The 16076-nt window shown below is 43.9% G+C and carries 8 protein-coding genes, 2 tRNA genes, 1 rRNA gene and 1 riboswitch; of the genes, 5 read left to right on the top strand and 6 right to left on the bottom strand.

Annotated elements, in window-relative coordinates; translation table 11 throughout:
• The first annotated feature begins 21 nt into the window (after positions 1–21).
• The 3 genes from rrf (at position 22) to AB4589_RS09530 (ending at position 368) form a co-directional block, all read left to right on the top strand.
• A 5S ribosomal RNA gene (gene rrf, locus AB4589_RS09540) occupies positions 22–137 on the top strand.
• Positions 138–180: 43 nt separating this feature from the next.
• Positions 181–257: transfer RNA gene (locus tag AB4589_RS09535), tRNA-Asp, on the top strand.
• A gap of 34 nt (positions 258–291) precedes the next feature.
• Positions 292–368: transfer RNA gene (locus AB4589_RS09530), tRNA-Trp, on the top strand.
• Positions 369–1088: 720 nt separating this feature from the next.
• Here AB4589_RS09530 and AB4589_RS09525 read toward each other — a convergent pair.
• Positions 1089–2369, bottom strand: a complete 1281-nt coding sequence (locus AB4589_RS09525) for a sodium:proton antiporter (protein WP_017102902.1) — start codon at positions 2367–2369, stop codon at positions 1089–1091.
• Between the two features lie 169 nt (positions 2370–2538).
• On the opposite strand from AB4589_RS09525, the gene metH reads away from it, so the two are divergent.
• A complete protein-coding gene (gene metH / locus AB4589_RS09520) occupies positions 2539–6216 on the top strand; it encodes a methionine synthase (RefSeq protein ID WP_371709253.1) in 3678 nt (1225 codons plus the stop codon).
• 115 nt (positions 6217–6331) lie between these two features.
• On the opposite strand, the gene lysC is transcribed toward metH, so the two are convergent.
• Complete coding sequence (lysC, locus tag AB4589_RS09515) at positions 6332–7699, bottom strand: lysine-sensitive aspartokinase 3 (protein WP_371701451.1); 1368 nt, start codon at positions 7697–7699, stop codon at positions 6332–6334.
• Positions 7700–7807: 108 nt separating this feature from the next.
• Positions 7808–7985: riboswitch (Lysine riboswitch) on the bottom strand.
• 176 nt (positions 7986–8161) lie between these two features.
• On the opposite strand from lysC, the gene AB4589_RS09510 reads away from it, so the two are divergent.
• Positions 8162–9301 carry an alanine--glyoxylate aminotransferase family protein gene (locus AB4589_RS09510; RefSeq protein ID WP_371709252.1) on the top strand — a complete coding sequence of 380 codons (1140 nt, stop codon included), beginning with the start codon at positions 8162–8164 and terminating at the stop codon, positions 9299–9301.
• A 104-nt stretch (positions 9302–9405) separates the two neighbouring features.
• Here the strand turns inward: AB4589_RS09510 and AB4589_RS09505 are convergent, their stop codons facing one another.
• The 4 genes from AB4589_RS09505 to AB4589_RS09490 form a co-directional block, all read right to left on the bottom strand.
• Entirely contained in the window at positions 9406–11169 is a 1764-nt protein-coding gene (locus tag AB4589_RS09505; RefSeq protein ID WP_371709251.1) for a PglL family O-oligosaccharyltransferase, read from the bottom strand.
• A gap of 96 nt (positions 11170–11265) precedes the next feature.
• Entirely contained in the window at positions 11266–14097 is a 2832-nt protein-coding gene (uvrA, locus tag AB4589_RS09500; protein WP_017101388.1) for an excinuclease ABC subunit UvrA, read from the bottom strand.
• Positions 14098–14247: 150 nt separating this feature from the next.
• A complete protein-coding gene (galU, locus tag AB4589_RS09495) occupies positions 14248–15120 on the bottom strand; it encodes a UTP--glucose-1-phosphate uridylyltransferase GalU (protein WP_017101387.1) in 873 nt (290 codons plus the stop codon).
• A gap of 154 nt (positions 15121–15274) precedes the next feature.
• A complete protein-coding gene (locus AB4589_RS09490) occupies positions 15275–15922 on the bottom strand; it encodes a LuxR C-terminal-related transcriptional regulator (protein ID WP_029222919.1) in 648 nt (215 codons plus the stop codon).
• Between the last annotated feature and the right edge of the window lie 154 nt (positions 15923–16076).

The following is a 16076-nucleotide window of genomic DNA, read 5'->3' as shown; positions in this document are numbered from 1 at the left end:
TGAAAGTAAAAGCAAAATTTGCTTGGCGACCATAGCATTGTGGACCCACCTGATTCCATGCCGAACTCAGAAGTGAAACACAATAGCGCCGATGGTAGTGTGGGGCTTCCCCATGTGAGAGTAGGACATCGCCAGGCTTTAAATTTGAACACTTGTCAGCGACGACAAGTATTCCACTGCGGAGTGGTAGTTCAGTTGGTTAGAATACCGGCCTGTCACGCCGGGGGTCGCGGGTTCGAGTCCCGTCCACTCCGCCACTTATTCAGAGGTTCAGCTCTTTAAAACTGAAATAGGGGTGTAGCTCCAATTGGCAGAGCAGCGGATTCCAAATCCGCGTGTTGGGAGTTCGAATCTCTCCACCCCTGCCATATTTAAGGCTCTAGCAGAAATGCTAGGGCCTTTTTGCTTTCTGAAGCTAATTATACGCCATTAGCAAAGCAGCGGATTCTCCGGCTTGCCAAAATAGCGCGTGTTGGGAGTCTAAACCTCTACTCCTGCCACATACAAAGCCTCAGCAGAAATGCTAGGTTTTTTTACGTCTGTTGCTTCTTCGAAGCAATGTTGGGAGAACTAGGCGTCCTCCTAACTTACCAGTTTGGTTGAATCTCCGGAGTGCGACTCAGTCCTCCTCTGGCATATTTAAGGATCTAGACTGCACGCCCCGGTAGAAAGACTAGACCCTTCTTGCTACTGCATCAGATGTTCTATAGAGAAGTTTCGGTTCTAGAACATTGGTGTGCGAAGCTTTACTCTAATTACAATTCCTCTTCGATCGTGGTTCTCTTTCTACACTTTATTATGCTTTCAATACTTCACTTGAAAAGAAGGCCATGTATCTTTACTTAATTTATTTCCGTAAATGCTTTGTGTTTATCTTCGCTCGAATGCACTCAAACTGGTGGTTGCTTGTTGGCCTGTTTGGAAGCGTTAGGTACGACCAAGAGTCGTGATTGCAGATAGCAATCATGACTAAAGTAGTGGTCAGAGATAAGGGAGCAACTTGTAGGCTAGAGAGGCGTGCTTGTTGATGGACACAGGTACAAAAAAGGCCGCTTCTACTAAGCGACCTTCGTTTATATTTTTAGGTATTAATCCAATTCTTTCTCAGCTTGTTTCGCTTTTTCTATCATTGGAGTGATTGTTGATCCTTGAACCAGAATAGAGAACACAACAACAGCATAGGTCATAACGAGGATTATCTCTTTAACATCTATTGCTTTGTCTTCAATCACCCAGATACCTGAAGGGATTGAAAGTGCCATAGCTAGAGCTAAGCCTCCGCGTAGACCACCCCAAGTTAGAATCTTAGTCGACCATGGGTTGTAAGTTCTAAAGCGTTTGAATCCGATATAAGACAAGAAAACACTTAGATAGCGTGCACTCAATACTAGAGGGACTGCGAACGCCATCAAAATCCAATCTTCTTGGTGGAACTTGAATAGCAGCATAGACATACCAATCAATAAGAATAGTACGCCATTTAAGAACTCATCTATTAATTCCCAGAAATGGTCTAAGTGATCCTCACTCTCTTTCGAGAACCCAATAAAGCGCGTCCAGTTGCCAATCATGATACCTGATACCACCATTGCTAACGGTCCTGATACATGTAGGACTTCAGCAAAGGCATAACCAGCTGTAGGAATACCTATGGTTAATAGCAACTCCATCGAGTGGTCATCGGTGTTGCTGATTAGGTAATGGAATATTAAACCTAGAACAAAGCCATAGACGATACCACCGATAGCCTCTTGGACGAATAACATGGTCACGCTACCTACAGTCGGTGCTTCTGTGCCGAACGCAATGGTAAATAGGGTTACGAAGATCACTAGGCCAAAACCATCGTTGAATAGAGATTCTCCCTCGATTTGAGTAGAGATTCGTCTGGGAGCATCGAGCTTCTTCACTATTGCTAATACAGCTATTGGATCGGTTGGAGATATTAGAGAACCAAACAGTAAGCAATAAATTAGGTCAAATTGAATACCGATAAATTGACAAAACCCATAAAGTACAAAGCCAATAAAGAATGTCGAAAACAGTGTAGCACCAAGAGCGAGTACCGTTATTTCCCATTTCTGATCTTTTAGATTAGGTAACTTAATCCCCAAACCACCTGCAAAAAGTAAGAATCCCAGTATTCCTTTTAGGAGGAAGTCTTCAAAGTTGATACTGGCAACGGTTTCTGAAGCGATGTCAGCCAATTGGAACCAATTGTTTTGTCCCGCAATGATAATCAATAGAGATAGCATCATTGAGCCAGCTGTGATGGCGATGGTTGTCTGCATTTTACCAATTTTGGTATTCACGAAAGCAATAAGCATGGCTGCAGCGGACAAGAAGCATAAGGTGTAATAGACCGACATTGGGATTCCAATATGTAACAAAATATGAATATTAATTCTCGTTCTCTCATGCTCAAATAGCAAACATTTTTTTGTCATGACTTGGTTATTTACTTCATGTTTTAGACGTCTAGACTCCTTTCGAATGTGTGGTAGGATGGAGAGATAATTAAAGGAATGAGGTTGTATCGTGGGAAGTAATGTAAGGCAAAAGATTGACGCTCTGTTGAAGCAACGAATTTTACTGATTGATGGTGGCATGGGTACCATGATTCAGGATTATAAATTGGAAGAGCAAGACTATCGCGGTGAGCGATTTGCTGATTGGTATAGTGACTTAAAAGGTAACAACGACCTTTTGGTACTTACACAACCTAAGCTTATCAAAGATATCCATATGGAGTATTTGGAAGCCGGTGCTGATATCCTCGAGACCAATACCTTTAACGCTACAACCATCGCTATGGCCGACTATGATATGGAAAGTCTTAGCGAAGAAATTAACTATGCTGCTGCTAAGTTGGCTCGTGAAGCAGCAGATGAATGGACAGTGAAGACTCCTGATAAACCCCGTTTCGTGGCGGGTGTGTTAGGTCCAACTAACCGAACTTGTTCTCTCTCCCCAGATGTTAATGATCCGGGCTATCGTAATGTTAGCTTTGATGAACTTGTTGACGCTTACTCTGAATCGACTCGTGCGCTTATCAAGGGCGGTTCAGACTTAATTCTTATTGAAACTATCTTCGATACGTTAAACGCGAAAGCGTGTGCTTTTGCGGTTGAATCTGTCTTTGAAGAAGTAGGTATCATTTTACCGGTTATGATCTCCGGTACTATCACAGATGCATCTGGTCGAACGCTTTCCGGACAAACAACAGAAGCCTTCTATAATGCCCTTCGTCATGTAAAACCTATCTCATTTGGATTGAACTGTGCATTAGGTCCTGACGAACTGCGTGAATACGTTGGTGAAATGTCTCGTATTTCAGAATGCAATGTTTCCGCTCACCCTAATGCAGGTTTACCTAATGCATTCGGTGAATATGACTTGTCTCCAGAAGATATGGCTGAACACGTTAAGGAATGGGCTGAAAGTGGCTTCTTGAACTTAATTGGTGGATGTTGTGGTACAACGCCAGAACATATACGCCAAATGGCAGAAGCTGTTGAAGGTGTGACACCGCGCCAATTACCAGATTTACCCGTCTCTTGTCGTCTCTCTGGTTTAGAGCCATTGACGATATCCAAGGAATCTCTGTTTGTTAACGTGGGTGAGCGAACTAACGTTACGGGCTCTGCTCGCTTTAAGCGCCTTATCAAAGAAGAGCTATATGATGAAGCTTTGAGTGTGGCTCGAGAGCAAGTTGAGAATGGCGCTCAAATTATCGATATCAACATGGATGAAGGGATGCTAGACGCTGAGGCGTGTATGGTTAAATTCCTTAATCTATGTGCGTCTGAGCCTGAGATCTCGAAAGTGCCAGTCATGGTCGACTCTTCAAAATGGGAAGTGATTGAAGCGGGTCTGAAATGTATTCAGGGTAAAGGCATCGTTAACTCGATCTCATTGAAGGAAGGGAAAGAGAAGTTTGTCGAACAAGCGAAACTGGTTCGCCGATATGGTGCAGCCGTTATCGTGATGGCGTTCGATGAAGTTGGCCAAGCTGATACTCGAGAGCGTAAGGTTGAGATTTGTACTAATGCCTACAATATTCTGGTTGATGAAGTGGGCTTCCCACCTGAAGATATTATTTTTGACCCGAACATTTTTGCTGTGGCGACAGGTATTGATGAGCATAACAACTATGCGGTCGATTTCATTGAAGCTGTAGGGGACATCAAACGAGACTTACCTCATGCGATGATTTCTGGTGGTGTATCGAATGTTTCGTTCTCATTCCGAGGTAATAACTACGTTCGTGAGGCTATCCACGCAGTATTCCTATACCACTGCTTTAAAAACGGTATGGATATGGGCATCGTAAATGCTGGGCAATTAGAGATTTACGATAATGTCCCTGAGGATTTACGTGAAGCCGTTGAAGATGTGGTTCTAAACCGCCGAGATGATTCCACTGAGCGCTTGCTAGATATCGCAACTGAATATCTAGAGCGTGCAGTTGGAAAAGTTGAAGATAAATCTGCTTTAGAGTGGCGTACCTGGCCAGTAGAAAAACGCTTAGAGCATTCCTTAGTTAAAGGTATTACCGACTTTATTGTTGAAGATACCGAAGAAGCTCGTGTTAATGCCTCTCGCCCTATCGAGGTGATAGAAGGCCCATTAATGGATGGTATGAATGTGGTTGGTGACCTCTTTGGTGAAGGTAAGATGTTCCTTCCTCAAGTGGTGAAATCTGCACGTGTTATGAAGCAAGCGGTAGCCCATCTAGAGCCATTTATCAATGCAACCAAAGACGTAGGTGCAACTAACGGAAAAATCTTACTTGCGACCGTAAAAGGCGATGTTCACGATATTGGCAAAAATATTGTGGGCGTTGTCTTGCAGTGTAATAACTACGAAATTATCGATTTAGGCGTGATGGTTTCATGTGAAAAAATCCTTAAGGTCGCTAAGGAAGAAAACGTCGATATCATTGGCCTTTCGGGTTTGATCACTCCTTCCTTGGATGAGATGGTGCATGTGGCTAAAGAGATGGAGAGACAAGGCTTTAAACTGCCTCTTTTGATTGGTGGAGCAACCACATCTAAAGCGCATACAGCCGTTAAGATAGAACAGAACTACTCTGAGCCTGTGGTCTACGTAAACAATGCTTCACGTGCGGTGGGTGTGTGTACTTCGTTGCTATCTAACGAATTGAAACCTGCATTTGTTGAGAAGTTGGATATTGATTACGATCGCGTTCGCGATCAGCATAATCGTAAGAAGCCTCGTACTAAACCGGTCACTCTTGAAAGAGCACGTGCTAATAAAGTAGCTATCGATTGGGATGCTTACACGCCACCGGCACCCGCTAAACCGGGAGTTCACATCTTTAATGATTTTGATGTGGCAACTTTGCGTCAGTACATCGACTGGACTCCATTCTTTATGACATGGTCATTGGTCGGTAAATACCCTGCAATTCTTAATCATGAAGAAGTGGGCAAGGAAGCGAAACGCTTATTCAAAGATGCCAACGATTTATTGGATCGAGTACAGAAAGAGAAATTACTTGAAGCTCGTGGGATGTGTGCGATGTTCCCTGCTAACAGCGTTGGCGATGATATCGAAGTGTATACCGATGAATCTCGTACTGAAGTGTTAAACGTTTTACACAACCTTCGTCAGCAAACCGAGAAGCCAAAAGGTTTTAACTACTGTTTGTCTGATTACATTGCGCCGAAAGATAGCGGTAAAGCGGACTGGATTGGTAGCTTTGCAGTGACTGGTGGTATCGGCGAGCGTGAGCTTGCTGATGAATACAAAGCCAACGGTGATGACTACAACGCGATTATGATTCAGGCGGTTGCTGACCGATTGGCTGAAGCGTTCGCTGAATACCTGCATAAAGAAGTGAGAAAGGACATTTGGGGCTACTCGCCGGATGAGGATCTGTCTAATGACGATTTGATTCGTGAGAAGTACCAAGGTATTCGTCCAGCTCCAGGTTACCCTGCTTGCCCAGAACATACAGAAAAAGGCACGTTGTGGGAGTTGATGGACGTTGAAAAAGCGATCGACATGTCACTAACCACGAGCTACGCGATGTGGCCTGGTGCTTCAGTGTCTGGTATGTATTTTTCACATCCTGATGCCCGATACTTTGCGATTGCACAGATTCAACAGGATCAAGTGGATAGCTATGCCGACCGTAAAGGTTGGGATATGTTGGAAGCTGAGAAGTGGTTAGGCCCAAACATTAACTAGTTTGAATCTATAACGAGCTTTGATTCGTAACGTAAAAAAGAGAAAGGGTTGCTTAATAGCAACCCTTTTTGTATCTGTAATTTAGTTATTTATCTGTCGATGATAAACGGACTATCTACTCAAATAACTCTTGATGAAGTTTTTGAATCGCCAACTTAGACACAGATTCATCTAGCAAGAAGCATAGGTTGTGTGGGCTTGCTCCGTAACAAATCATACGTAGGTTGAAATCTTCAAGCGTGCCGAATACCTGCTTTGCATAGCCTTTGCTTTCGCTCATGTTGTTACCAATAAGAGCAACAAGGCATAGGTCGTGCTCAATATCTACGGAACACAACTCTTCAAGCTCAAGGCGAGCGGCTTCAGGTAACTCAGGAGCACCACCAGAGGTATCGGTTTGATCGAGAGTAAGTGAGACACTGATCTCTGAGGTAGTGATAAGATCGACTGAGATCTTATGTTTAGCCAGGATCTCGAATACCTTTGCCAAAAAACCATAGGCATGGAACATGTTAGCGCTGCGTAGCGTAACCATGGTTTGGTTGCAGCGTAGGGCAAGCGCTCTGAACAGAGGAGAGCTTTCAACTTGTTGACGAATCCATGTTCCACCAAGCTCTGGTGCTTTTGATGAGCCGACAAAAACAGGGATTTGATGGCGTAGTGCAGGAACCAGAGTTGAAGGGTGTAATATTTTCGCGCCAAAGTTTGCCATCTCAGATGCCTCACTGAAGCTGATCTCTGGGATAGGAGATGCTTTCGATGCGATGCGTGGATCTGTGGTGTAGATGCCTGGAACATCAGTCCAAATTTCTAAGCCAATCGCTTGTACCGACTCCGCAATCAGTGCCGCTGAATAATCACTGCCGCCACGACCTAACGTTGTGGTGTTACCTTCGCTGTCGGCACCGATAAAACCTTGGGTAACGACAACTTGTTCTTCGCAAAGTGGAATCAGTTTCTGCTGTGCAAGGGCTGCAATATCTTCCAGTTGTGGTTCTGCTTTACCGAAATCATCATTGGTGCGCATCACTTCTCTGATATCAAAACGAGCCGCTGGTGTACCACGTTCGCGAATGATTTGAGCGAGGATATGTGTCGACATCAGTTCACCACATGCCACTAGGTGATCAGTGAGTTTGGTACTGGCTTGGAATGATGCGGCTTCTGCAGCGCTCGCAATATCATCCAGAATACAGTGCACATCTTTTTCAATGCTAATTGGGTCTGCTAGCTGAGCAAGAATCGTATTATGAATGTCGGTTAACTGTGTCACTAGTTCTTGGCGACGAGTTTTATCTTGAACACCATTCGCGAGTTCAACAAGCAGGTTAGTCACGCCAGAGCATGCGCTACTCACGACCAGTTTCGTATTTGAGTTGTTTTCAATAATGGCAGCACAACGGCTCATTGCTTCAAAGTTGGCAACACTTGTTCCACCAAACTTAGCGACATTAAAAGAACCAGCTACATTAGATGCACTCACGATATATCTCCCACGATTTCCTAAAATAAATTACTGTTGGGTAATCCAACGTCCGATGTTTTTCGAAGAGAGTTTTAGAGCAAAAAAGAGAGGAATTATTAGAATAGTAACCTCAGAAGCTCTTCACCATATAGAAATGGCGACAGTTAACGGGATTCAGCCCGCTCAACCGATAATAAAGGTCCTGCATCCTTTTATTATCTCGGCACTGCTCCCCATGAATGTTTTGTATTGGAAATGCGGTTCCACAAAACACCTGCCTGGGCAGTGCTCCTCTTCTGCTAGATAGCCATTTCATTGAACGTGTTTGCGCAAATAATGTCAATCCGTAACGTGAGATAATTGAAAAATAATTTTAACAATTATGTGACACTGGTTTGACCTCAATACTTATGGCTAATTGCTGAGGTAATCAATTTGCTTTAGGGTGGATTGTTCACAACATTAACGTAAGGGATGTACATGTCTAATTTAACACTCACTGCTGCTATCGATAGCTTTTATCCGCCACACCGAACGTTAATGGGGCCGGGGCCTTCAGACATTTCTCCTCAAGTTTTACAGGCCTTAAGCCGTCCAACCATTGGTCACCTCGACCCGCTATTTATTGCGATGATGGATGAGCTTAAACAACTTCTTAAGTATGCATTCCAAACAGAGAATGAATTTACGATTGCTGTCTCTGCACCAGGCAGTGCAGGTATGGAAACCTGTTTTGTTAATTTGATTGAGCCTGGTGAAAAGGTCATTGTTTGTCGTAACGGTGTTTTTGGTGAGCGTATGCGCGAGAATGTTGTTCGCTGCGGTGGTGAAGCCATCCTTGTTGATGACGAGTGGGGTAAGCCCGTTTCCGTTGAAAAGGTAGAAAAGGCATTGGCAGAAAACCCCGATGCTGTTGCTGTCGCATTTGTGCATGCCGAGACGTCTACTGGCGCGTTATCGGATGCTCAAGCTATTTCCGCAGTCGCTCGCCAGTTTGATACATTGTCGATTGTGGATGCGGTGACATCATTAGGTGGTGTGCCATTGTTGGTTGATGAATGGCAACTCGATGCGGTTTATTCAGGCAGTCAGAAGTGTCTGTCTTGTGTACCTGGTTTATCTCCCGTGACGTTCTCTCAACGTGCTGTCGATAAAATGAAAGCACGTCAAGCTCCCGTACAAAGCTGGTTCTTGGATCAGAGCTTGGTATTAGGTTATTGGAGTGGAGAAGGTAAGCGTAGCTATCACCACACTGCGCCTGTGAACAGCCTATATGCTCTGCATGAGTCGTTGGTTTTGTTGAAAAATGAAGGCCTAGACAATGCGTGGTCTCGTCACTATGCGATGCACCAAGAACTTAAAGCTGGCGTAGAAGCTTTGGGGTTGGAGTTTGTGGTTGCTGAAGAGAGTCGCTTACCTCAATTGAATGCGCTTTACTTCCCTGAAGGGATTGATGAAGCCAAAATAAGAACGCAGCTGTTAGAAGAGTATAATCTTGAAATCGGTGCTGGGCTGGGCTCTCTGGCTGGGAAGGCTTGGCGTATTGGTTTAATGGGTTATGGCGCTCGAAAAGAGAATGTCGCTTTGTGCTTAAAAGCGTTACAAGACGTTTTAAAATAACGCTAATAAATTGAAGTTTAAAAGAAAAGCGCACGAGAGAATGTGCGCTTTTTTGTGTCTAGGCTAAACGTCATTACAGCAAAATGACTCTAGATTCCTTGGCATCATTTAGCAGCAGAGATATTGTTTTCTGCTTCCGATATCTTCTTATACTGAACCTTGGAAAAGTCTCGATTTGGGAACAAGAAGCTCGCTTCACTACGAATTTGTTCTGCCTTGCTGTGATCACCTAATCCTTGATACGCGAGAATCAGGTTACTGTAGAAAGTAGGCCTTGGCTTACTCTTTATGATCTCTAACGACCAATCTATATAAGGTTGGATCAGGCTAGGATCGGCTTTGTAGAGGCCGATATTTAGATAGGTACTGTACACGTCCCAATCATAGCGATCTTTCCAGACTACGGGGTTTGTTACCTGCTTAAGAATGTCCGGGTTTTTCGGCTTAGACATTTCAAATTTAGTGAGTACATAATTGGTGTGTAAGGCACTCAGCATGTAAAAACTCACCAAGATAGGAACGACTAAGCTCGACACTCTGAATAGGGTTTTACTGACGATACTAAACGGCTGCTGATAGTGGCGAGAGGCCCGTTGGTCGACCCAGTAAATCAAAATGATAAAGGTTATCCAGTGAATCGCCGAGTGGTAAAAAGGATACTCAAGCTGAGAATGTAAGAGTATCGGTATAAATAGTGCGAGCAGTGCTAGACGTGTTCCTTTCGCTGAGCTTGCTATGCGTGACATCACCAACACTGCAGCAATCAAGATCCCGATGATTGTTACTATTCCGCCTTCAACCCCCCAAAACAGGAACTCATTGTGTGGGTGATCCATTGCAGGAAGGCCGGGATGATAATTTGAGTTAAGTTGATGTTGGCGGGCTGTGTATAGCGTGTATTCGGATTCGAACTTTCCGTAGCCATAACCGGTAAATGGTTTTTCGATCATCATATCGAGCGCTTGTGGAAAGGTATAAGCTCGTGGACTTTCTAAGTTCGTCCTTTTACTTGCGAGGCTATCAGTTGCACTAAGGCTGATAACCGAAAAAGCGACGACGATACCGACGAGCACTGATGCACACCACCCGTAGAAGCGTTTCTTGGTCGAGAACTTGTATAGATAAGGCAGAATGCATACAAATCCAATGACGGCAGCCAACCATCCGGTACGTGATGCGATGATGATCAGCAAAGGTACGGTTAAGGCTGGTGTTAAATAAAGTAGAAGCGACTCGCTAATTTGGTGATTATATTTAGTTGGTTGCCTTGCTAAAAGATACGCTGACAGCACAAAACCAGTAGCAAGAAAGCTTGCCATTACATTCGGTTGTTGGAATATCCCATATGGTCGGTTTGCAGCAGTGTTGTAGCCAAATAGGTTGCCAGGTTCTAATAGGAAATATTGCACATAGCCAAATAGTGCCTGTATAACCACAGCAAGCACAATGAACCACAACATGCGCTGCTTGTGCTTATTGCTGAACTTAAATTGTTGTAGCACGACGAATAATGCAAAGCCCGCCCACAATCCAAGTAAGCGCCCTGATGCTCCTTGAGGGGCGGCATTGCTGTATAAAATCGGCAGTGTGAGTATGATGCAGCTTATCAGAAAGCCAACGGTTAACTTTGAATATTTGAGTGTTCGGTTAGTGGCAAGCTGGTAGAAGCCAATCGCCAACGTAAAGCTAAGAGCTAACCAAGTGGTTGGATTAAAGGATAAAGCAAGGCCTGAGCCTCCAGGATTGGGCATGAAAAAATGCATGGCTATTAAGAATACAATAGCTAGAGAGGCAAGGAATGCCTTGTTAAGCGGAAGCTGAGTTCTCTGATTTTCTAGCTGGGTACCGCTAGTATGTATTGTTGCCATAAATCCCTAACCTTATAAAAACAGAGCTTGTTCCTTCTGAAACAAGCTCTGTTACTTTAACATTTTTCTGTCTGCTCGCAGGGCGCTATTTTACACCTACTTCAAATTTAACATAGGCTTAAGGAAGCGAGCAGTGTGCGAACCTTCGACTAACGCCACATCTTCAGGTGTACCTTCTGCAACAATTTCCCCGCCCCCTTGACCACCTTCAGGGCCAAGATCTAAGATCCAGTCTGCTGTTTTGACGACATCGAGGTTGTGCTCAATCACGACAACCGTATTACCGTGATCACGTAATCTATGTAATACCGTTAACAGTTGCTGGATATCGTGGAAATGTAGGCCTGTTGTTGGCTCATCGAGAATGTATAAGGTTTTTCCCGTGTCTCTTTTAGACAATTCACGCGCTAATTTAACGCGTTGCGCTTCACCACCAGATAAGGTTGTCGCTGCTTGTCCGAGGCGAATGTAGGAAAGGCCAACATCCATTAGGGTTTGCAGCTTACGAGCGATAACGGGTACCGGGTTGAAGTATTCACGAGCATCTTCGACAGTCATCTCTAGAACTTCGTCAATGGTTTTACCCTTGTAGCGGACCTCTAGAGTCTCACGGTTATAACGCTTACCTTTACACACATCACACGGTACATACACATCTGGCAAGAAATGCATCTCTACTTTGATGACACCGTCTCCCTGACACGCTTCACAGCGACCACCACGAACGTTAAAACTGAATCGACCTGGCTTGTAGCCACGAGATCGTGATTCTTGGGTACCTGCAAATAACTCACGAATTGGCGTGAAAATACCAGTGTAGGTTGCAGGGTTTGATCTAGGGGTGCGACCGATAGGGCTTTGATCAATATCGATCACTTTGTCGAAATGCTCTAAGCCTTTTATCTTTTTGTGCTGTGCCGGAACCGCAGTGGTTGCACCGTTTAATTGAGTGTGAGCAACTTTAAAGAAGGTGTCATTGATTAGTGTTGATTTTCCTGACCCCGATACCCCCGTAATACAGCTGAACAAGCCTACAGGGATTGTCGCAGTGACATTCTTTAGGTTGTTTCCTTTCGCGCCAACGATCTCGACGACCTTTTTCTTGTTGATAGGCGTTCTTTGTTTTGGTACCGCAATTTCTTTGGCGCCGCTCAGGTATTGCCCTGTTAAAGAGTTCGGATTTTCGATGATGTCTTGCATGGTACCTTCTGCCACCACGTGACCACCATGAACACCTGCGCCTGGACCTATATCGATAACATGGTCAGCGCAACGAATCGCATCTTCGTCATGCTCAACAACAAGTACGGTATTTCCTAAGTCTCTTAGGTGAACCAGAGTTTGTAGTAGACGTTCATTATCACGCTGGTGGAGGCCAATCGATGGTTCATCCAGCACATACATAACACCCACTAAACCGGCTCCAATTTGACTTGCTAGACGAATTCTTTGCGCTTCACCACCTGACAGTGTTTCTGCACTGCGTGATAGGTTCAGGTAATTCAAACCAACGTTCACCAAAAAATGCAGACGATCATTGATCTCTTTCATCACTTTATCAGCAATTTGTCCACGCTGGCCGTCTAACTTCAACTCTTGGAAAAATTGTAGTGCGTCAGCAATACTGAGCTGAACGATTTCTGGCAGTGTGGTATCGCCAATAAAGACATTTCGAGCTTCTAATCTTAAGCGTGTACCATCACAGCTAGAGCATGATTTCGTTGATATGTACTTGGCAAGATCTTCACGCACCGCGCTAGATTCAGTGTCGCGGTAACGGCGTTCCAGCGTATTTAAAATACCTTCAAAGGGGTGACGCTTGACTCGGATATCACCACGATCATTGATGTATTTGAATTCAACTTCAGTTCTACCAGAGCCCTTGAGGATGATCTCTTGAGTTTTCTTTGGTAAAGAGTTGAACGGAGCATAAAGGTCAAAACCATAATGGTCTGATAGCGATGTCAGCATTTGGAAATAGTAATAATTTTTCTGATCCCAGCCTTTTATCGCACCTTCTGCAATGCTTAGGTTCTCATCTAAAATTACTCGAGTTGGGTCAAAATATTGTTGAACACCAAGTCCATCACACGTACCACATGCACCAGCAGGATTGTTGAATGAGAATAGGCGAGGCTCAAGTTCTTGCATGCTGTAGCCACACTTTGGACAAGCAAAATTAGCCGAGAACACGATCTCTTCTTGTTCTTTATCATCCATCCAACCGACTACAGCGATACCGCCAGAGAGCTCTAATGTTGTCTCAAACGATTCAGCTAAACGCTGTTGAAGATCTGGGCGAACCTTAAAGCGATCAACGACAACTTCAATGGTGTGCTTCTTGTGCAGTTCCAATGTTGGTGGATCGGACAAATCACAGGTCTCGCCATCAATACGGGCACGGATAAAGCCTTGAGCCGCTAGGTTCTCAAGCGTTTTAACGTGCTCACCTTTACGTTCTTTGACTATCGGAGCCAAAAGCATCATCTTTGAACCAGCAGGCAGTTCTAAGACTTTATCGACCATTTGACTGATGGTTTGTGCTGCAAGAGGGGTATTGTGATCAGGACAGCGTGGTTCACCGACTCGCGCGTAAAGCAGTCTTAGGTAATCATAGACTTCAGTGATGGTGCCAACCGTTGAACGAGGATTGTGAGAAGTTGATTTCTGTTCTATCGAGATGGCTGGAGATAAACCTTCGATGTGGTCGACATCAGGCTTTTCCATGAGAGATAGAAATTGACGAGCATAGGCCGACAGAGACTCAACATAACGACGTTGACCTTCTGCGTAGAGGGTATCAAACGCAAGTGACGACTTTCCTGAACCTGATAATCCAGTGATAACCGTTAGCTTATCACGGGGTATGGTTAGGTTAATGTCTTTGAGGTTATGCGTACGAGCGCCTCTAATTTCTATTTTATCCATCTCAACAGACCATGTAATTTTAAGTGGCTAAAGTATTACATAGAGTGAGATTTGTGCAAAGTTTTACTGGATAAAAAAACAGTAAACAAAAAAGGGTGACTCAAAGAGCCACCCTTTCTACCAATTTAAACGTTGATTATTAACCCGTTGTCACGCTTCTTTCTTTGTCGAGTGCTTACCTAGTTCGATTTGCTTTTGGTCTTTTTTGTATAGATTTTCAAAGCAGTAGTTTGTTGCTTCGATATAACCTTCAACACTACCGCAATCAAAACGTTGGCCTTTAAATTTGTAAGCCAACACACAGCCTGCTCTTGCTTGTTTTAGCAATGCATCAGTGATTTGGATTTCGCCGCCTTTGCCTGGTTCAGTCTGCTCGATCAGTTCAAAGATATCTGGAGTCAGAATGTAGCGGCCAATGATCGCTAGGTTGCTTGGTGCAGTACCTGGTTCTGGCTTTTCTACCATGTCATCGACACGGAAAAGATCGTCTTTGATCATCTCGCCCGAGATAACACCGTATTTATGAGTTTCGTTTTCAGGCACTTCTTGTACTGCAACGATTGAGCAACGGAACTGCTTGTATAGCGCAACCATTTGAGCCAGAACGCCTTGCTGCTCGTTCACACAAAGGTCATCAGCAAGCACAACGGCGAAAGGCTCATCACCCACAAGTTCACGACCAGTCAAGATAGCATGGCCTAGACCTTTCATTTCGCGTTGACGAATGTAGGTAAAGTTTGCTGCTTCAATCGTCTCACGAATATTGATCAGCAAGTCTTCTTTATTGGTACCGCTAATTTGGTGCTCTAGCTCGTAGTTCTTATCAAAGTGATCCATCAGTGAATGTTTACCACGGCCAGTAACGATGCACATTCCATCCATACCGGCTTCGATAGCTTCCTCTACACCGTATTCAATCAGAGGTTTGTTTACTACAGGCATCATTTCTTTCGGCATTGACTTAGTTGCTGGTAAAAAACGTGTACCGTAGCCTGCTGCCGGGAAAAGGCACTTTTTGATCATGATAAGACCCTTTATCTATAATAATTATTGATTCAACTGATTTGTTGATATTTCTGAGGGCAACTCTAGCATATGTTATGTCGAAATTTCAGCAACAATACCAATGATTACTCGAGCTTCCCTCAAAATTATTGTCAGATTAGAGGCGGAGTGGTTATGCAAGCAAGTTTTGGTTTGCCCATGCAATAGCTTGGACTCTATTTTTCACCGCTAACTTACGGAATATTTGATAGAGGTGGGATTTGACCGTGAATTCGCTAATGAAAAGGTCATCGGCTATTTGAGTATTTGATGATCCTGATTGAAGGCAGCGAATGACTTGGATTTCACGAATAGTTAAATCAACATTGGTTGGGGTCGTATTGGTATTGACCATATTACGATAATAAAACAGAAGTTGATTAGTCACCTTCCTAGGTAGCCAGTTGTCACCATCGATCACTTCTTGAAGACCACGAGCAATCTTGTCCTTTTGTTCAGTGTTGTAAAAGAGTCCTTTTAGTACCCCATAGGTAAGAAGCTCTGAGGTTGGAAGTTGCTGGGGGACATTGAATAAAATGATTTCGTGATTTTTCCACATAACAGTCAGGTTAGGACAAATAACCAGTAGTTGTGGTACCTCTCTATAATCGACGAGCAAGATCCGGTTACTCTGCTTTCTATCAACTAACATTAATTCGTCGGGTGTCATTTTGTAGAGAATAATAGATAAGTGCTTTTCTATCTCCTTTACATGTAGATAGGTATCGTTTGGGTCGATGCACAGAAAGTGTAAAGTGCGAGCGTATCTTGATTTTCTCATTGAAACGTCCTGTTTGAGTGGGATTAGATTCCACGTTGTCATGCAGGCTTTCGCTTCTCTAGCGCCTTGATAGTGACTTGCGTTGAATATCAATTATCAAAGTAAATGAGTGGTTTGTAAGTGGAGAAAAAAGCAACATCGCTCTGAATATCAT

It is taken from the genome of Vibrio sp. 10N.222.49.A3 (assembly GCF_041475145.1).
Classification (GTDB): domain Bacteria; phylum Pseudomonadota; class Gammaproteobacteria; order Enterobacterales; family Vibrionaceae; genus Vibrio; species Vibrio tasmaniensis_A.
This window is presented reverse-complemented; position numbering and strand designations above follow the sequence as displayed.